Genomic DNA, 22,629 nt, shown 5'->3' with positions numbered 1-22,629 from the left:
AAAAATTCGTGCTTAAACGAGAGTTAATGTAGTACTTAAACTACCCAACTTAAATAAACTAACTAAATGCATTAAACACAACGAATTCATTTTTTGGGTATAAAAATTATGACTGAACAAACCTCTAAACTTTTAATATATATGAAATACATTAAACTATAAAGCGAAGGTAAAAATAGTTTAGAGCCTTAGCAATAATAGGATTTACAGAATTGAATATAATCAAGAACATAAGTAAAGAGACAGCTAATCATGTAATCGGCATAGATTTTGTTTTACAGCATCGGTGAATTGTACTTGTTTGAACACTTTAACTTTTGAAATAACAATCTCTTGCGGTTTTACAGTACTCAAATTATCAAAGTTAACCTGATAGTTTAGGATTTCGAGAACGAGTTGGCAGGGTCGAATTTTCACATTAAACAGTGTATTGGCATTTAAAAAATCTAATTCCATGAATATCGTTTACAAGAGTTTATTAACCTACGGTCTGTTTTTATCGGCTTTTTTAACTACCAATCTTATATTTGGTCAAGCCCCATGTCCTCCAACAGTAGTAACTGTACCATATATAGGCGGTAAAGTTTTTTTAGATTATGGTCAGGACGGCGCATTTAATACAGGTATAGATCAACCGGTATCAGGGGTTACAATATCTGTTTACTCTGCTTCAAATACTTTGGTAGGAACTGCCACATCAACAGCAGATGGGAATTATATATTTGAAAGCGCTTCAATGACCAATGGAGCTAGATACAGACTAGAATTCACCAATGGGCCTTCAGAATATGAGCAAACTTTTGCAGGAACAGACAGCAAGACCTCTGTTCAGTTTGCTACAGCCAGTAGTTGCAATATCAACTTTGGCTTAATGGATCCTGTACTGTATTGTCAGACAGGTCCGAGGTTTGCAACAAATCGTTTTGTAGAAGGCAACAACAGTGGAACAGACAATACAATTGTGTCTATAGAGTTTAATGCAGCTGCCTCTGCAAGCGAAAGCAATGACCCATCTTTAGCTTCTGCTGAAGCCGTGGCGAATGTAACAGGTACTACTCTTGGATTAGCATATCAGCGGAGTTCAAAAAATTTATTTGCTTCTGCCTATATGAGGCGTTTTGCAGGTTTTGGTCCGGGCGGAACCGGCGCTATTTACCGTATCCCAAATCCACATGACGGGGCTTTGTCAGGCGGGTTGTTTGTCAATTTGAATACCTTATTTGGATCTTCTGTGGCGGGAACTGACCCTCATAATTTTACCACAGAAACATCGGGGGGAGATGTTATAGATGAGAATTCATTCAATCAGGTTGGGCGGGTTTCGTTTGGCGATATAGACATTTCAGATGACGAACTCAGTCTTTGGGCAGTCAATCTTAACGATCGGTCTTTATATCGCATACCTTTGGGGTCAGATCCGGCAAATCCGGTTGCTCCAACTTTGTCTTCCCAGGTTACAGTCATACCGTTAGCTTCTACGGTAAGTCCGCTGCCGAATTTGCCTTCGGGAGTGGCTAATGCAGAACTACGGCCGTTTGCTTTAAAGTATAGAAAGGGCGTTGTTTATATCGGGATGGTAACAAATGGCCAGTCCGGAGGGCCTTTGCTGGGTTTGGTTTATTCGTACAATACCACAACTTCAACTTTCACCAAGGAGTTAGAATTTTCATTGACATATAACAGGGGATGTGGATTTGGACAAAACACAACTTGTTATGGTTCTGCCAATTGGCAAGCCTGGTTAAACAGTAATGTCTGGCCTACTCCAACAGTTAGCGGTGCCGGAGAAGCTGGTTACCCGCAACCAATGTTAACAGATATTGAATTTGATGCTGCCGGAAATATGTTATTAGCACTCCGCGACAGATGGGGAGATCAGGGCGGCAGGAACGCCCCCCAGCCCAACAGCCCCTATACACTTAGAACCAGCGACGCTTTTGGGGATTTGTTAATGGCAACAAAGAATTCAGGAGCAGGGTGGAGCATCAATATGGCTAACTTTACAGATCCAAGTACTGCAAGCGGCACATCCGAACCGGTATTCGGAACGGACAATTATGGTCCTGTGAGCGGATACTACCATGAAGAAACAGGAATGGGGGGTATGGCTGTTATGATGCGCCAGAATATGTTGATAGTTCCGGTGATGGATGCGAGAACATCTGCTTTTACCAATGGTGTTGACTGGTATAATTTATCAACATCCGGACTACCCCTTAGTAAATCAATTACATTATTATCCGGGGCAGCTAACCCTTTTGGGAAAGCACATGGCTTAGGTGAAGTAGAGCTATTATGCGACCTGGCACCTCTTGAAATTGGTAATTTTGTTTGGTTCGACAGCAACCTAAACGGTATTCAGGACCCGGCTGAAACTGCAATTGCCAATGTTTCTTTAGAACTTTATACAGATCCGAACGGAGACGGGAATCCTGCGGATGGGACTTTGGTTGGTACAACAACAACAAATGCTACCGGTAATTATTATTTTAATACAAGCAATGTCAACTTGAACGGAGCTAACGGGCTGCTTCCAAATACAAATTATCTTGTCCAGATTGGAACAGCAGACTGGACAGGTGGAGCTGGAGTTGGAGATTTAGCAGGCTATCAACTGACATCAGGTAATGTCGGAGGAACGGGTCAGCCCGATGTACGGGATAATGATGCAACCTTGATTGCTTCAAGACCGAGAATTCCGCTGACAACAGGAGCAAACGGAAAAACAAACCATACATTTGATATTGGTTTTAAACCTGCCTGTAACCTTTCTGCAACCGGTAGTGGAACTAGTGTAAACTGTAATGGAGGGAATAATGGAACTGCAACTGTTACCGTAAGCGGAAACTTTATTCCGGTTACATATTTATGGAGCAATGGGGCAACATCTCAAAACATAACAGGCCTCGTGGCAGGCACTTATAGTATAACTGTTACAGAATCCGCAGATTGTACTGCAGTCGCAAGTTATGTGGTTACCCAACCTCCGGCACTAAACCTTAGCACTAGTGTAACTAATGTATTGTGTCATGGCAATGCTTCTGGTGCAATCAACCTGACGGTTTTAGGCGGAACATCTCCTTATACCTATAACTGGGGAGGCGGTGTAACAACGGAAGACCGAACCGGACTTGTTGCAGGAAACTATTCGGTAACGGTAACAGACGCAAATAGCTGCACAGCAGTAACAAGTGCGACAGTATCCCAGCCTGCTGCTGCGTTGTCATTATCCACCGGAGTTACTAATGTTTTATGTAATGGAGGTGCTTCTGGTGCAATCAACCTGACGGTTTTAGGCGGAACATCTCCTTATAACTATAACTGGGGAGGCGGTATTACGACAGAAGACCGAAGCGGGCTGATTGCCGGCACTTATACGGTTACTGTAACTGACTCGAATGGTTGTAGTGCAACAACAAGTGCTTCAATTTCTGAACCTACAGTTCTGAGTGCCGGTACATTGACAACGCCTGTTTCTTGTAATGGCGGGTCAAATGGAATGATCAATTCAACCGTTAATGGAGGTACTCCCGGATATTCGTATAACTGGGGTGGAGGTGTAACGACCGAAGACCGGACGGGCTTGTTAGCGGGCACTTATACCGTAACAGTAACAGATGCAAACGGTTGTACCATCACAACCAGTGCAACCATAACAGAACCTACTGCTCTTTTGATAAGTTGCAGTAAAACAGATGTAAGTATTACAAACGGCAGCGATGGGTCTGCAACAGTGAACGCAAACGGAGGAACAGTTACCTATAGTTATTTGTGGAGCAATGGTCAAACAACATCAGTGATTAATGGAATTTCAGCCGGAACCTACAGTGTAACTGTAACAGATGCAAATGGATGTTCAGCATTTTGTTCTACAACGCTGACAGAACCATCTTGTACCCTGGGCTTGGCAATTTCTGCCGAAGATGCCCTCTGTAATGGAGATTCTAACGGAAGCATTGATTTAACCATTTCCGGTGCTCAGGGCAGCATAGCGATTTTATGGAATGATGGAGCGACTACCGAAGACAGGACCGGATTAACTGCCGGAACCTATAGTGTTACAGTTACTGATGATGGTAATTGTACCGCTTCAATCAGCATCACAGTAAATGAGCCGGAAGAGTTGGCTATGGCAGGAACAGTTACGGATGTAACAATTACCAATGGAACTGATGGCACAATAGATATTGCAGTTATGGGCGGAACTTTGCCTTATAGCTATCTTTGGAGTGATGGCAGTACAGATGAAGACAGAAGCAATTTGCCTTCCGGTATGTATTCAGTAACGGTTACTGATGCAAATGGATGTACTTTGGATGAAAGTTTCAGCATCAATGAACCGGGTTGTGCGCTTAGTTTAAATATAACTGCAGAAGATGCCCTCTGTAACGGGGATGCCAACGGCAGCATAGATCTGACGATTACCGGTGCTCAGGGCAGTATATCAATCGTATGGAATGACGGAGCTACCAGTGAAGACAGAACCGGATTAACTGCCGGAACTTATAGCGTAACTGTAACAGATAGTGGAAACTGTACGGCGACTATCAGTGTAACCGTCAATGAACCGGATGTATTGGGAATGACAGGCAATGTTACGAATGTAACTATTACCAATGGAAGTGACGGAACAATCAGTGTTACAGTAACCGGAGGCACTCTGCCATATAGCTACCTTTGGAGTGATGGAGCAACCACCGAAGACAGGACGGGTTTAACCGCAGGCACTTACAGTGTAACGGTAACCGATGCAAATGACTGTGCAGATGAAGCGAGTTTCACGCTGGCAGAGCCTCCTTGTAGTTTAGAATTGGATATAAGCGCCGAAGATGCCCTTTGTAATGGAGATGCCAACGGCAGTATAGATCTGACGATTACCGGTGCTCAGGGCAGTGTAACCATTTTATGGAATGATGGAGCGACTTCCGAAGACCGGACAGGATTAACCGCCGGCAATTACAGCGTAACAGTTACCGACAGCGGAAACTGCTCGGCAACCATCTCCGTTACGGTCAACGAACCGGAGGTATTGGGTATGACAGGCAGTGTTACGAATGTAACCATTACCAACGGCAGCGATGGAACTATCAGTGTAACTGTATCCGGAGGCACAACCCCATACAGTTATTTATGGAATGATGGCAGCATAGATGAAGACCGCATCAATTTGCCGGCAGGCACATACAGTGTAACGGTAACAGATGCCAACGGATGTTTGTTAGAACAAAGTTTCAGCATTAATGAACCCGGATGTGCACTTGAGTTGGAAATAGATGCTGAAGATGCCCTTTGTAATGGAGATGCCAACGGCAGTATAGATCTGACGATTACCGGTGCTCAGGGCAGTGTAACCATTTTATGGAATGATGGAGCGACTTCCGAAGACCGGACAGGATTAACCACCGGCAACTATAGTGTAACAGTTACTGACAGTGGAAACTGCTCGGCAACCATCTCTGTTACGGTCAACGAACCGGAGGTTTTGGGCATGACAGGCAGTGTTACGAATGTAACAATTACCAACGGCAGTGATGGAACAATCAGTGTAACTGTATCAGGCGGCACAACTCCATACAATTATTTATGGAATGATGGCAGCACAGATGAAGACCGTATCAACTTGCCGGCAGGCACGTATAGTGTAACGGTAACAGATGCCAACGGATGTTCATTGGAGCAAAGCTTCACGATTAATGAACCCGGATGTGCACTTGAGTTGGAAATTGATGCCGAAGATGCCCTTTGTAATGGAGATGCCAACGGCAGTATAGATCTGACGATTACCGGTGCTCAGGGCAGTGTAACCATTTTATGGAATGATGGAGCGACTTCCGAAGACCGGACAGGATTAACTGCCGGCAATTATAGTGTAACAGTTACTGACAGCGGAAACTGCTCGGCAACCATCTCTGTTACGGTCAACGAACCTGAAGTTTTGGGTATGACAGGCAGTGTTACGAATGTAACAATTACCAACGGCAGCGATGGAACTATCAGCGTAACTGTATCCGGAGGAACAAGCCCATACAGCTACTTATGGAATGATGGCAGCACAGACGAAGACCGCATCAACTTGCCTGCCGGCACGTATAGTGTAACGGTAACAGATGCCAACGGATGTTCATTGGAGCAAAGCTTCACGATTAATGAACCCGGATGTGCACTTGAGTTGGAAATTGATGCGGAAGATGCCCTTTGTAATGGGGATGCCAACGGAAGCATTAATTTAATTATTATGGGAGCACAAGGTAGTTTAACTTTCTTGTGGAATGATGGAGCAACATCCGAAGACCGTACAGGATTAAGCGCCGGCACATACAGCGTTACAGTTACAGATAGTGGTAACTGTACAGCGAGCATCAGTGTAACGGTCAATGAACCGGAGGTATTGGGCATGACAGGCAGTATAACGAATGTAACAATTACTAACGGCAGCGATGGAACTGTCAATATCACCGTAACCGGAGGCACTCTACCATATAGCTACCTTTGGAGCGATGGAGCAACCACCGAAGACAGGACCGGTTTATCAGCCGGCACATACAGTGTAACGGTAACTGATGCCAACGGATGTTCGGAGGAAGCGAGTTTCACCCTGTCAGAGCCTCCTTGTAGTTTAGAATTGGACATAAGCGCCGAAGATGCCCTTTGTAACGGAGATGCCAATGGCAGCATAGATCTGACCATTACCGGTGCTCAGGGTAGTGTAACCATTTTTTGGAATGACGGAGCAACTACCGAAGACAGAACCGGATTAACTGCCGGAACCTATAGCGTAACTGTAACAGATAGTGGAAACTGTTCGGCGACTATCAGTGTATCGGTCAATGAACCGGAGGTATTGGGCATGACAGGCAGTATAACGAATGTAACAATTACTAACGGCAATGATGGCACAGTCAGTATCACCGTAACCGGAGGCACTTTGCCATATAGTTACCTTTGGAGCGATGGAGCCACCACCGAAGACAGGACGGGTTTATCAGCCGGGACATACAGTGTAACGGTTACTGATGCCAACGGATGTTTGGATGAAGCGAGTTTCACGCTGGCAGAGCCTCCTTGTAGTTTAGAATTGGATATAAGTGCCGAAGATGCGCTGTGTAACGGAGATGCCAATGGCAGCATAGATCTGACCATTACCGGTACTCAGGGTAGCGTAACCATTTTATGGAATGATGGAGCAACTACCGAAGACCGGACAGGATTAACAGCCGGCACATACAGTGTTACAGTTACGGATGACGGGGAATGTACGGCGAGCATAAGTGTTTCTGTGAATGAGCCTGAGGTGTTGGGCATGACAGGCAGTGTAACGAATGTAACGATTACCAACGGCAGCGATGGCACTGTCAGTATCACCGTAACCGGAGGCACTCTGCCATATAGCTACCTTTGGAGCGATGGAGCTACTACCGAAGACAGGACGGGTTTAACCGCAGGCACGTACAGTGTAACGGTTACTGATGCCAACGGATGTTTGGAGGAAGCGAGTTTCACCCTTTCAGAGCCTCCTTGTAGTTTAGAATTAGATATTAGCGCCGAAGATGCACTGTGCAACGGAGAGGCCAATGGCAGCATAGATCTGACCATTACCGGTGCTCAGGGTAGTGTAACCATTTTATGGAATGATGGAGCAACAACTGAAGACCGGACAGGATTAAGTGCCGGCACTTACAGTGTTACCGTAACGGATGATGGGGAATGTACGGCGAGCATCAGTGTAACAGTCAACGAGCCGGAGGTATTGGATATGACAGGCAGTGTAACGAATGTAACGATTACCAACGGCAGCGATGGCACTGTCAGTATCTCCGTAACCGGCGGCACTTTGCCATATAGTTACCTTTGGAGTGATGGAGCAACCACTGAAGACAGGACGGGTTTAACCGCAGGCACGTACAGTGTAACGGTAACCGATGCCAACGGATGTTTGGAGGAAGCGAGTTTCACCCTTTCAGAGCCTCCTTGTAGTTTAGAATTAGATATTAGCGCCGAAGATGCGCTGTGCAACGGAGAGACCAATGGCAGCATAGATCTGACCATTACCGGTGCTCAGGGTAGTGTAACCATTTTATGGAATGATGGAGCAACAACTGAAGACCGGACAGGATTAAGTGCCGGCACCTACAGTGTTACCGTAACGGACGACGGGGAATGTACAGCTAGCATCAGTGTTACTGTAAATGAGCCTGAACCTTTAACGATTAATGCCGATATTGACCATGTTAGTATATATGGAGGCACAAACGGAGCTATCACCTTAACGGTAACCGGTGGCACTTCGCCTTATAGCTATGTGTGGAACGATGGGGTTACAACCAAAGACCGTGCAAATCTTATTGCAGGCACCTATAGTGTTACGGTAACCGATGCAAATAATTGTTCCGAAGAAGCGACTTTTACAATCACAGAACCATATTGTGAAATTACGGATGCGGGATATCAGGTATTGTGTCATGATAATGGTACTCCGACAAACCTCAGTGACGACACTTTTTCAGTTACCTTTAACCCTACAGGTATTGGGATAGGTACTACTTACAATATTAGTGGGGATATTGTTGCGAACTTAGTGCCTTATGGCGCAAATTCACAACCATTTGGCTACTTCCCGATTGCAAATGGCAATCTGGTAGTAAATATCGCAAATTCAGCTTCACCGGCTTGTCAGTTGACGAACATTACAATTGAACCACCGGAGCCTTGTTCTTATGCGGCTGATTTGTCTTTATCAAAATCAGTCAATAACAGCCAGACAACTATCGGTGCAACAGTTACCTATACATTGACAGTTACCAACGAAGGAACAATTGATGCTACGGGAGTCGAAGTAACCGATGTTTTACCGGTCGGGGGTGTATCTTATGTTTCATCAACACCTGCTCAGGGAAGTTATGATGAAAATACCGGAGTTTGGTCAGTTGGAATGGTTGCAGTGGGTCAATCAGCTACTATAACCATAGATGTATTGGTCTTAGCAGCAGGAGTTTGGCTAAATACTGCTGAAATCACATTTATGAATGAAGAAGACATAGACTCTACACCGGATAACGAAGATCCCACGGAAGATGACATTGATAGGGCATGTATTACTATTCCGCTGCCCTGGTGTTTGGGAGAAACCTTTACGGCTTCGGTACCCGATGAGTATGAAAATGTTCAATGGTATAAAGATGGTGTTTTATTTGGAACAGGTAACACAATCATCTTAAATGATGTTGGCGAATATACCTATACTGCTACAAATGCTCAATGTCCTGCGGACGGTTGTTGCCCAATTATCATTGAGCATGACAGTTGTATTTTCGACCTTGCATTAATCAAACAACTGGCGACAGGTCAATCTTCAACCGTATCTCAGGGGGATGTGGTGAACTATACAATTACGGTATATAATCAGGGAGAATTAGATGCTAAAAATATAACGATAACTGATTACATTCCGGTAGGGATGACTTTAGCCGATGCCAACTGGTCAGACAACGGAGACGGTACAGCGAGCTACACAATAGCGGGTCCATTAGAAAATGGAACAAACACAACGATTAATATTTCCTTACAGGTAGGCGCGACGTTCCAAGGCACGAGCCTGACAAATGTTTCCGAAATCAGTGAGGCATTTGATGGTTATGATAATCCCACGACAGATGTTGACAGCACCCCCGACACCGATCCGGACAATGACACAGTGGGTGGCAATGATGTTACAGACAACAGTGACGATGACGAAGACGACCACGACCCTGAAACCATCGAGGTTTATCAGGAATTTGACCTGGCGTTGATCAAACAGTTGTCAGGTGGTCAGTCGTCATTGGTCAATCAGGGAGATATTGTGAACTACACGCTGACGGTGTACAACCAGGGCACCCTGACAGCGACGAATGTAACAATCACCGATTATATCCCGGTGGGAATGACCTTGTCCGATGCCAACTGGACAGACAACGGAGACGGCACGGCGAGTTACACGATAGCAGGTCCGATAGCCCAGAGCACGAGCACGACGGTAACGATCGCGTTACAGGTAGGTGCGACGTTCCAGGGCACGAGTCTGACGAATGTGTCGGAGATCAGCGAGGCGTATGACGGAGACGGCAACCCGGGAGACGATATAGACAGCACTCCGGACACGAATCCGGATAACGATACGAATGGCGGCAACGATGTTACGGATAACAGCAACGGCGATGAAGACGACCACGACCCTGAAACCATCGAGGTTTATCAGGAATTTGACCTGGCGTTAATCAAGCAGTTGTCAGGAGGTCAGCCTTCGTTGGTCAATCAGGGAGATATTGTGAACTACACGCTGACTGTCTATAACCAAGGCACCCTGACAGCGACGAATGTAACGATTACCGATTATATCCCGGTGGGAATGACCTTGGCCGATGCCAACTGGACAGACAACGGAGACGGAACAGCGAGCTACACGATTGCAGGTCCGATAGCTCAGAGCACGAGCACAACGGTAACAATCGCGTTACAGGTAGGCGCGACGTTCCAAGGCACGAGTCTGACGAATGTGTCGGAGATCAGCGAGGCGTATGACGGAGACGGCAACCCGGGAGACGATATAGACAGCACTCCGGACACGAACCCGGATAACGATACGAATGGCGGCAACGATGTTACGGACAACAGCAACGACGACGAAGACGACCACGACCCTGAAACCATTGAGGTTTATCAGGAATTTGACCTGGCGTTAATCAAGCAATTGTCACCTGGTCAACCCTCATTGGTCAATCAGGGAGATATTGTGAACTATACCCTGACGGTGTACAATCAGGGCACCCTGACAGCGACGAATGTAACGATCACCGATTATATCCCGGTGGGAATGACCTTGGCCGATGCCAACTGGACAGACAACGGAGACGGTACGGCGAGCTACACAATAGCAGGTCCGATAGCTCAAAGCACGAGCACGATGGTAACGATTTCGTTACAGGTAGGCGCGACATTCCAGGGCACGAGCCTGACGAATGTGTCGGAAATCAGCGAGGCGTATGACGGAGACGGCAACCCGGGAGACGATATAGACAGTACCCCCGACACCGATCCGGACAATGACACGAATGGTGGCAATGATGTTACGGACAACAGCAACGGCGATGAAGACGACCACGACCCTGAAACCATTGAGGTTTATCAGGAATTTGACCTGGCGTTAATCAAGCAGTTGTCAGGAGGTCAGCCTTCGTTGGTCAATCAGGGAGATATTGTGAACTACACGCTGACTGTCTATAACCAAGGCACCCTGACAGCGACGAATGTAACGATTACCGATTATATCCCGGTGGGAATGACCTTGGCCGATGCCAACTGGACAGACAACGGAGACGGAACAGCGAGCTACACGATTGCAGGTCCGATAGCTCAGAGCACGAGCACAACGGTAACAATCGCGTTACAGGTAGGCGCGACGTTCCAGGGCACGAGCCTGACGAATGTGTCGGAAATCAGCGAGGCGTATGACGGAGACGGCAACCCGGAGACGATATAGACAGTACCCCGACACCGATCCGGACAATGACACGAATGGCGGCAATGATGTTTCGGACAACAGCAACGGCGACGAAGACGATCACGATACTGAAACCATTGAGGTTTATCAGGAATTTGACCTGGCGTTGATCAAACAGTTATCACCTGGTCAATCCTCATTGGTCAATCAGGGAGATATTGTGAACTATACCCTGACGGTGTACAACCAGGGCACCCTGACAGCGACGAATGTAACGATTACCGATTATATCCCTGTGGGAATGACCTTGTCCGATGCCAACTGGACAGACAACGGAGACGGCACGGCGAGTTACACGATAGCGGGTCCGATAGCCCAAAGCACGAGCACGACGGTAACGATCGCGTTACAGGTAGGCGCGACGTTCCAGGGCACGAGCCTGACGAATATGTCGGAGATCAGCGAGGCGTATGACGGAGACGGCAACCCGGGAGACGATATAGACAGCACACCGGACACGAACCCGGATAACGATACGAATGGCGGCAACGATGTTACGGACAACAGCAACGGCGATGAAGACGATCACGACCCTGAAACCATCGAGGTCCATCAGGAATTTGACCTGGCGTTAATCAAGCAGTTGTCACCTGGTCAATCCTCATTGGTCAATCAGGGAGATATTGTGAACTACACGCTGACTGTCTATAACCAAGGCACCCTGACAGCGACGAATGTAACGATCACCGATTATATACCGGTGGGAATGACCTTGGCCGATGCCAACTGGACAGACAACGGAGACGGAACAGCGAGCTACACGATTGCAGGTCCGATAGCTCAGAGCACGAGCACAACGGTAACAATCGCGTTACAGGTAGGCGCGACGTTCCAGGGCACGAGCCTGACGAATGTGTCGGAAATCAGCGAGGCGTATGACGGAGACGGCAACCCGGGAGACGATATAGACAGTACCCCCGACACCGATCCGGACAATGACACGAATGGCGGCAATGATGTTTCGGACAACAGCAACGGCGACGAAGACGATCACGATACTGAAACCATTGAGGTTTATCAGGAATTTGACCTGGCGTTGATCAAACAGTTATCACCTGGTCAATCCTCATTGGTCAATCAGGGAGATATTGTGAACTATACCCTGACGGTGTACAACCAGGGCACCCTGACAGCGACGAATGTAACGATTACCGATTATATCCCTGTGGGAATGACCTTGTCCGATGCCAACTGGACAGACAACGGAGACGGCACGGCGAGTTACACGATAGCGGGTCCGATAGCCCAAAGCACGAGCACGACGGTAACGATCGCGTTACAGGTAGGCGCGACGTTCCAGGGCACGAGCCTGACGAATGTGTCGGAGATCAGCGAGGCGTATGACGGAGACGGCAACCCGGGAGACGATATAGACAGCACACCGGACACGAACCCGGATAACGATACGAATGGCGGCAACGATGTTACGGACAACAGCAACGGCGATGAAGACGATCACGACCCTGAAACCATCGAGGTCCATCAGGAATTTGACCTGGCGTTAATCAAGCAGTTGTCAGGCGGTCAGCCTTCGTTAGTCAATCAGGGAGATATTGTGAACTACACTCTGACTGTCTATAACCAGGGCACCCTGACAGCGACGAATGTAACAATCACCGATTATATCCCTGTGGGAATGACCTTGTCCGATGCCAACTGGACAGACAACGGAGACGGCACGGCGAGTTACACGATAGCAGGTCCGATAGCCCAGAGCACGAGCACGACGGTAACGATCGCGTTACAGGTAGGTGCGACGTTCCAGGGCACGAGCCTGACGAATGTGTCGGAGATCAGCGAGGCGTATGACGGAGACGGCAACCCGGGAGACGATATAGACAGCACTCCGGACACGAACCCGGATAACGATACGAATGGCGGCAACGATGTTACGGACAACAGCAACGGCGACGAAGACGACCACGACCCTGAAACCATCGAGGTTTATCAGGAATTTGACCTGGCGTTAATCAAGCAGTTGTCACCTGGTCAACCCTCATTGGTCAATCAGGGTGATATTGTGAACTATACCCTGACGGTGTACAACCAAGGCACCCTGACAGCGACGAATGTAACGATCACCGATTATATCCCGGTGGGAATGACCTTGTCCGATGCCAACTGGACAGACAACGGAGACGGTACGGCGAGCTACACGATAGCAGGTCCGATAGCACAGAGTACGAGCACGACGGTAACGATTTCGTTACAGGTAGGCGCGACATTCCAGGGCACGAGCCTGACGAATGTGTCGGAGATCAGCGAGGCGTATGACGGAGACGGCAACCCGGGAGACGATATAGACAGCACTCCGGACACGAACCCGGATAACGATACGAATGGTGGCAACGATGTTACGGACAACAGCAACGGCGATGAAGACGACCACGATACTGAAACCATTGAGGTCCATCAGGAATTTGACCTGGCATTGATCAAACAGTTGTCAGGTGGTCAGCCTTCTGTGGTGAATCAAGGAGATATTGTGAATTTCACAATTACCATATTTAATCAGGGTACGTTAGATGCCTTCAATGTAGCTGTTGTAGATTATATACCGGATGGTATGGATTTGGTTGACTCAAATTGGTCGCCGGGTACAGGTAATATGGCAAACTACAACACATTGCTTTCTATACCTGCCGGTGAAAGTGTTTCCATCAATATAGCCTTGCAGGTATTCGATACCTTTGAAGGAGCAAGTTTGACCAATTATGCTGAAGTTACAGGTGCCGACAATATTCCTGACTATCCGGATATTGACAGTACTCCCGATTCTGAACAAGGAAATGATATTGTCGGCGGCGATAATGTCATTGACAACAGTAATGAGGATGAAGATGACCATGACTATGCTTCAGTTGGGGTAAATCAGACCTTTGACCTTGCCCTGATTAAAACCTTAGCCGATGGACAGCCTTCGACAGTTTCACTGGGAGATGATGTTGAATTTACCATCACTGTATTTAACCAGGGAACACTTACTGCAACCAATGTTCAAATCAACGACTATTTATTAGGCTCTATGACCTTGAACGACAGCGATTGGAGTATGGTCAGCGGCACTATAGCACATTTAAATACGCCGATATCCGAAATTGCACCCGGTGATAGTTACAGCGTAAACATTACCTTAACCGTCAACAGCAACTTCCAGTTTAACGTGGCGACCAACCGTGCTGAAATTGCAAGTGCAGATAATGCACTCGGATTGCCCGATATTGACAGTACACCGGATGATGTATGGGATAATGACTTGTTTGGAGGTGATAATATAACCGATAATACCAATGGTGACGAAGACGATTCAGATCCTGCACCGGTTAACGTACTGCAAACCTTTGACCTTGCCTTAATCAAACAGTTATCACCCGGCCAAGTTACAACTACGGCTCAGGGAGAAACTGTGAACTTCTCAATTACAATATTTAATCAGGGAACCTTAGACGCATTCAACGTAGTGATTACCGATTATTTCCCCGACGGATTTGAGTTGACGGATGCCGCATGGACTTTGACAGGTGCAAACTCGGCAACTTATAATACTCCGGTTACGGTTCCAGTAGGACAAAGTGTGGTAATTAACATTGCTTTAAGAGTTTCTGATACCTTCGAGGGAAATCAACTGATCAACTTTGCAGAAATCAGCGATGCTGAAAACGGATTGAACTATCCGGATGTGGACAGTACGCCTGACACCGACCCATTAAATGACACTATTGGCGGCGATGACATTGTTGATAACACCAATAATGATCAGGATGACCACGACTATGCTACTATCGAAGTCTATCAGGAGTTTGATTTGGCACTGATTAAGCAATTGGCAGATGGACAGTCGGATGAAGTAGCCCAGGGTGAAACCGCTACCTTTACCATCACTGTTTTCAATCAAGGCACGCTTAGTGCTACGCTGGTTGCCATTACCGACTACATCCCTGAAGGAATGATTCTGGCCGATGCTAACTGGACGGACAATGGCAATGGCACAGCGAGTTATGTGCTGCCCGACCTTATTGCCCCCGGCAACTCAGCACAGGTTAACATTACTTTGATGGTTGAAGACGGTTTTGAAGGCATTACCGTAACCAATTTTGCTGAAATCAGCGGTGCAAAGGACGGACAAGGAACAGATGTAGTTGATATAGACAGTTCTCCGGATACGTATCTACAAAATGACATCGTGGGTGGAGACAACATTATTGACAATACCAATAATGATGAAGACGACCATGACTTTGCGCCTATTGGAATTATACAGGTATTTGATCTCGCTTTAATTAAACAGTTGGCAAATGGTCAGGCTTCGACGGTTGCTCTGGGTGAAACCATTACCTTTACCATCACCGTGTTTAACCAGGGAACACTAACTGCAAATAATGTAACCCTAACCGATTACATTCCTGCAGGAACCACCTTGGCCGATTCAGACTGGACAAACAACGGCAATGGAACAGCTTCTTACACCTTGCCCGGCAGTATTGCTCCCGGCGCTACTGCAACAGCAGATATTACCCTTATGGTGAACCCATCTTTTACCGGTGGCGACCTCACCAATTATGCAGAAATCAGCAATGCTGACAATGCAGTGGACTATCCTGATGAGGACAGCACGCATGATACCAATCCAAATAATGATGTCGAAGGCGGTAATGATCTTACAGACAACAGTAATGGAGACGAAGACGACCATGATGGCGAAGCTTTCACGGTTTGCAACATCGCTTTGGTAACTATTAACACGCTTTGTGATGATAACGGAACCGGAGCCAGCGCAGATGACCTGTTTACATTTACCATTTCGCCTTCTGGAATCGGATTGAGCGGCACTTACGGTATTGTAGGAGATGTGAACGCAAGCGGATTGGATTACAGCATTGAACAGCAATTCGGACCTTTTGCAATTTCAAACGGCGACCTGAATTTTGTAATTGCCGACGAAGCGACCGGTGGTTGTATCCGAACTTCTTATGTAGTGGCCCCCGAACCTTGTTCTACCTGCGCCATTAATGGAGTAAGCGTTCAAATCAACTGTACGGATAACACAACAGGAAATCCGGCTGACGACTTGTTTACATTTACGTTGAATCCGTTTGGAATTGGTTTAGGCGGTTCTTATAGCCTTACCGGAGATGTCGTTGCCCAAGGTGTTGCTTATGGCAGCGAATCCAATCCGTTCGGACCTTACGACATCAGCGGTGGCGACCTGAGTATTACCATTACGGACGATGCTGAATCAACCTGCGCACTCAACGTAGTTGTTGAAGCACCGCTACCTTGCTCTACCTGTGCTATTGTTCAGGCCAACGAGGGGGTTTACTGTGATGATAATAATACGGGAGCTTCTTCGGACGATCTGTTCTATTTTACCCTTAATCCGGTGGGTGTCGGATTAGCTTCAACTTATAATATAAGTGGGGCGACTACGGCTACAGGATTAGCCTATGGAACACCACAGGTATTCGGACCCTTCCCGATTTCGGGCGGCGACCTCACCATCACCATCACCGATGGAATAGTTGGTGGATGTACGCATACGCTCACCATTTTTGCTCCGGAACCTTGTTCTACCTGTACGCTTGAAGATGCCGACCTGATAGTTTATTGCAATGACAACGGAACAGGCACAAGCAGCGACGACTTGTTCTATATTACGTTGAACCCAACAGGAACCGGTCTTGGAGCTACTTATAATATCAGTGGCGATATTTCGGCAACAGGTATTGCTTATGGGTTGTCCAATACATTCGGTCTTTATCCGATTTCGGGCGGCATCCTTAACATCACCCTGACCGACAGTGCAGCAGCAGAAGATGGTTGTTCCCTCGATTTGGAGGTGACTCCTCCCGATCCTTGCTCTACTTGTGAACTGAGCGGCGCAAACGCTACCGTTCAATGCGACGACAACAATACCGGAACACCGTCAGACGATGTATTCTATATTACCTTGAACCCCGATGGCATAGGACTTGGCAGTACCTACAGTTTAAGCGGGGATGTTATCGCAACAGGAGTTGCTTATGATTCACCACAAGAGTTCGGGCCTTTCCCGATTTCGGGTGGCAACCTCAACATCACCCTGACCGATAATGCAGCAGCAGCAGATGGGTGCACACTTGATTTTCTGGTTACAGCCCCTGCTCCTTGTTCAACTTGTAGTATTGAATCCGCAAACATCGAAGTACAATGTGATGATAACAACACAGGTATCAGCACGGACGATATGTATTACTTTACCATGGCTCCAACAGGCTCCGGTCTGAGCAGCACCTACCATATCAGTGGCAGTTTCACCGCAGCAAACGTTCCTTACGGCAATGTTCAAATGTTTGGCCCATTTGCAATTTCGGATGGCGACCTCAGCATTACCATTACGGATAACGATGTGAACGGATGTACCTTCGAGGTAATTGTTACAGCCCCTGAACCCTGTTCAATTCCGGTGTATGACCTTGCCTTAGTGAAAACACTGGCACCCGGCCAAACCGGTTCTGTGATTAGCGGCGCACCAGTCAACTTTGCACTTACCGTTTACAATCAGGGCGATGTGCCGGTGCAAAACATACAGTTGATAGAGTATATACCGGAAGGTTTGATTCTGAACGATCCGGATTGGTCGGATAATGGTAATGGCACGGCTTCATTTACGATGTTCGAAATTCTGAACCCGGGACAAAGCGCATCCGTACAAATCTCATTTACTACCTCGGTACAAACTCCGACCATCGTAGTAAACCGTGCAGAGATTATTGCAGCAGAAGACATGCAGGGCAACCCCATAGTTGATGAAGACAGTAACTTTGATACAGATCCTGATAATGATACTGTTGGAGGCAACAACTTCATCAATAATGAAAACAACGATGAAGACGACCACGATTATGAAAACATCAATGTGATGGTACCGCCCTGTAATCTTGGTAATTTTGTATGGCATGACCTCAACCAGAACGGCGTTCAAGACCCGGGAGAACCCGGAATCCACAATGTACTGGTTTCTCTGTACACAGCAGACGGATGGTTGGCTGCAACTCAATATACCAATGTTGCAGGTTCATATCTCTTTGTAGATTTAGCTCCCGGCTCTTACTATGTAGTCTTCTCTACGCCGTCAGATGCAAGCGGAACGCTCATGATACCGACTTTGCATAATGTCGGAGATGATTACTTAGATAGTGATGCCGACCCTGTAACGGGACAAACCCAAACGGTTACCCTTGTTCCGGGTGAAACGAACCTGAGTATTGATGCCGGATATTATATGGAAGAGCCTCCCATATTGCTTGGCTCAATAGGCGACTTTGTATGGTTAGACCAGAACCAGAATGGTCAGCAAAATGCGGGCGAACCGGGTATCAGTGGCGTATGGGTTACCTTATACAATGCAAGCACCAATTCTATCGTCAGCATTACCACCACCGATATAAACGGGTACTATCTGTTTAGCGACCTGCCGGCGGGCAATTACTATGTTGTTTTTGGAACACCAACCGGACATACGCCATCGCCTGCAAACTCAGGAAACGATGCTACCGACAGCGATGCGGGGCCGGGCGGACAAACAAGTGTGATTGTACTCGCTCCGGGTGAAAACAACCTCACAGTTGATGCCGGGTTCTATATTGAAACGCCTCCCGTACTTTTAGGCTCTTTGGGCGACTATGTGTGGTTAGACCAAAATCAGAACGGCCAACAGGATTCAGGCGAGCAAGGTATAGCCGGGGTAGATGTTACCCTGTATAATGCGGCGACAAACACATTCGTCAGCACTACGGTTACCAATGCAAACGGGTTCTATTTGTTTAGCAACCTTCCGGCGGGCAACTACTATGTTGTTTTTGGAACACCAACCGGCCATACGCCATCGCCTGCAAACTCAGGAAACGACGCTACCGACAGCGATGCAGGTACGGGCGGACAAACAAATGTAATTGTACTCGCTCCGGGCGAAAATAACCTCACCATTGACGCAGGATTCTTTATTGATACCCCGCCGAACTTAGCTTCATTGGGTGATTTTGTGTGGTTGGATGCAAATGAGAACGGCCAGCAGGATGTAGGTGAGCAAGGTATTTCCGGGGTAGCCGTTACGCTGTACAATGCCGCTACAAACACTTTTGTCAGCACTACGGTTACCAATGCAAACGGGTTCTATTTGTTTAGCAACCTGCCTGCCGGCAACTATTACGTTGTTTTTGGTACACCAACAGGCCATACGGCCTCACCCACCAATGTCGGCAACGACGTAACAGATAGCGATGCGGGAATTGGCGGTCAAACTACGGTCATCACGTTAGCTCCGGGTGAAAATAACCTTACTATTGATGCAGGGTTCTATATTGATGGACCACCGGCATTGCTCGGCTCTATCGGCGACTATGTATGGTTTGACCAAAACCAGAACGGCCAACAAAACTCAGGTGAACCGGGTATCGGCGGTGTTACTGTGATGCTGTTTAATGCGGCAACTAATACAGTGATTGCCACAACAACGACCAATCCGAGTGGTTACTACCTGTTCAACAACCTGGTGGCCGGCTCTTACTATGTGGTGTTTGTAACTCCTTTAGGGTATAGCTCAGCACCGGCCAATACCGGTAATGATGCAACAGACAGCGACGCACTTACAGGAGGTCAGACCAACGTTATCAACCTGGCACCCGGTGAAAACAACCTCACGATTGATGCAGGATTTACCTTACCCGGAGCGATAAGCGGCACGTTATGGGTTGATTTGAACCAAAACAACACCATCAACCCAACCGAGCCTTTGTTGTCAGGTGTAACAGTCGTGCTGATAGACAATAACGGCAATGTAATTGCTACAACGGTTACCGATGTGAACGGCTTCTACCAGTTTACAGGCTTGGTGCCCGGTAATTACACCGTTCAGGTTCCGCAGGTAGTACCTACTCCTACCGGAAACGTGATTTTAAACACGCCTAACAATCTGACAGTTACAGTAATAGCCGGGCAGACATCAACCAACAACAATTTCGGATATATTCCGCCTGCTGTGTTGAGTGATGTGGTTTGGTTGGATATAAACGGAAACTGTATTTTAGAAACCAACGAAGAAGGACTTGCAGGCATTGAACTGATTGTTTACAACAGCTTAGGTCAGCAGGTGGCTACAGTCGTAACCGGAGTAAACGGTTCGTTTACCATCAACAACCTGCCTGCAGGCATTTATACGGTAACAGTTGTTGCCACAACCTTACCCGATGGCACTCAAATCAGCCAAGGCTCCATCACTTATGACATGGCAACAGGAGAGGTATTGTTTGCTGAAAACTTCTGTGTAACAGAAGACGATATCATTACCCCCTGCACACATCCCGACCTGTTCTTGTGTACCGAACCTATGACACCGTTAACGATATGTCCGGAGTTCTGTCTACCCGATGGATGGACCTTCAGTTCTGTTCAAACAACCTATAACTGTAGCTTAGTGATGTTGGATGACTGTATTCAATATACTCCGCTGCCGCTGTTTGCCGGTACCGATGTTATTACCATCGTTGCTTGTTACAACGGGGTATGTGAAACGCAAATCGTACATGTAACAGTCGGCGATTGCACACCGCCTCCCTGCGAATCGTTTGTGTTAGACATCTGTACTGCACCGATGACTCCTGTGGTGGTTTGTCCTGAGTTCTGTTTGAGCGGTAGTTATCAGATTACGCAAACCTCAACCATGTTCAATTGCAGTATTCAGTTCCTTTCCAACGGTTGTCTTCAATATACGGCATTGCCCGGCTTTATCGGCAGCGATATGATACAGGTAATTGCATGTAACGAAGCGCTTGAATGTGATACTGCTATTATCAACATCACCGTAACATCTAACGGAATTTGTGGAGAACCTAATCAGCCTCCCGTTGCTGTTGATGATGAGGCCGATGTGGAAAATGGCTCCAGTGTTACTATTCCTGTATTGGTCAACGACTACGACCCGGATGGAGATGCCTTCAGCATTACCACTCATACACCACCTGCAAACGGTACGGTGAGTTTGGTAGGCAATCAGTTTATCTATACACCCAATGAAGGATTTGAAGGAACAGATGTGTTCACTTACCAAATCTGTGACACGGAAGGTGCCTGCGATATGGCAACAGTAACTATTGATGTCATCATCCCCTGCACGGAAGTAACGATGATTTGTACACAACCGCTGACACCGGTAGTGATATGTCCCGAATTCTGCAATATTCCCAACGGAACTATTACGATTATTCAGGCGAATACCACTTATAATTGCAGCCTGTATAGCCTTGGCGGCGGGTGCCTGCAATATACCGCACTGCCTTTGTTTGCAGGTCAGGAAACCATCACTATCACGGGATGCAATCAGTTTGGAGTATGTGAAACCATCACCATTACTGTAAATGTAACCGAAGATTGCGATGAAGTAGGAATGGCACCCTACAGCGACAACACCAACCCGGACAATGCCGATCAGAAAGTGCTTATCGGCACCGACAACGGCGCGCTGTTGGTCAACCTCGCTCTGTTGGAAATGAAGCCCGTTCCGGCAACAGACTATCTTGATATTATGTTTAATACCGTAAAAGGCACTGTCCTCATGGAAGTAACCGACCTGAGCGGAAGGGTAATCTTTAGTCAGCAATTAAATGCAACGGAAGGCATAAACAATTACCGTTTGCCGGTATTTGACTATGCAACGGGCATTTATTTAGTCAGCCTGAAATCGGGCGAAGCTAAAGTGAGCGGCAAGTTTGTGAAGCATTAATTCCCGACGAGGGCTTTAATAAACCCAAACCTTAAAACAATAAGTCCCCGTACCCCCAAAGTGCGGGGCTTATTGTTTCCTGGCTTCATACATTTTTGCACACAAAGCGTTGAATACCATACACTTACGTTATGCAACAGGCACTACATCATTTGAGTTGATAAAAACTTAATTGCCCTGAATTTCGATCTGGCTGACAGGATAACAATACCCGTTCTGTCTGTAGATGCACTTCCAAGTATAGAGAAGATATTAGTCAATACACAACACAGGGTGATTTTTACAATCTTGCAACTAATAATCACCAGGTTCATCTATCAATCCATCAAAACATGGC

General features: G+C 47.0%; 3 protein-coding genes. 2 read left to right on the top strand and 1 reads right to left on the bottom strand.

What is annotated here, in order from left to right:
- Positions 1–246 precede the first annotated feature (246 nt).
- Complete coding sequence (locus IPM47_02500; protein QQS29847.1) at positions 247–456, bottom strand: hypothetical protein; 210 nt, start codon at positions 454–456, stop codon at positions 247–249.
- On the opposite strand from IPM47_02500, the gene IPM47_02495 reads away from it, so the two are divergent.
- Positions 455–11,515 (top strand): DUF11 domain-containing protein, encoded by an 11,061-nt coding sequence (locus IPM47_02495; protein QQS29846.1) that lies wholly within the window; start codon positions 455–457, stop codon positions 11,513–11,515. The two genes, IPM47_02500 and IPM47_02495, sit on opposite strands and share 2 nt — an antisense overlap.
- Positions 11,484–22,292 carry a DUF11 domain-containing protein gene (locus tag IPM47_02490; GenBank protein ID QQS29845.1) on the top strand — a complete coding sequence of 3,603 codons (10,809 nt, stop codon included), beginning with the start codon at positions 11,484–11,486 and terminating at the stop codon, positions 22,290–22,292. The genes IPM47_02495 and IPM47_02490 overlap by 32 nt, the downstream gene beginning before the upstream one ends.
- Positions 22,293–22,629 lie beyond the last annotated feature (337 nt).

The sequence above is a fragment of the Sphingobacteriales bacterium genome, from assembly GCA_016700115.1.
Taxonomy (GTDB): Bacteria; Bacteroidota; Bacteroidia; order Chitinophagales; family UBA2359; genus UBA2359.
This window is presented reverse-complemented; position numbering and strand designations above follow the sequence as displayed.

Excerpts from the sequence above, each read along its gene's own strand:
- IPM47_02495 (QQS29846.1), top strand. The coding sequence starts at position 455 with ATGAATATCGTTTACAAGAGTTTATTAACCTACGGTCTGTTTTTATCG.
- IPM47_02500 (QQS29847.1), bottom strand. The coding sequence starts at position 456 with ATGGAATTAGATTTTTTAAATGCCAATACACTGTTTAATGTGAAAATT.
- IPM47_02490 (QQS29845.1), top strand. The coding sequence starts at position 11,484 with ATGACGGAGACGGCAACCCGGAGACGATATAGACAGTACCCCGACACC.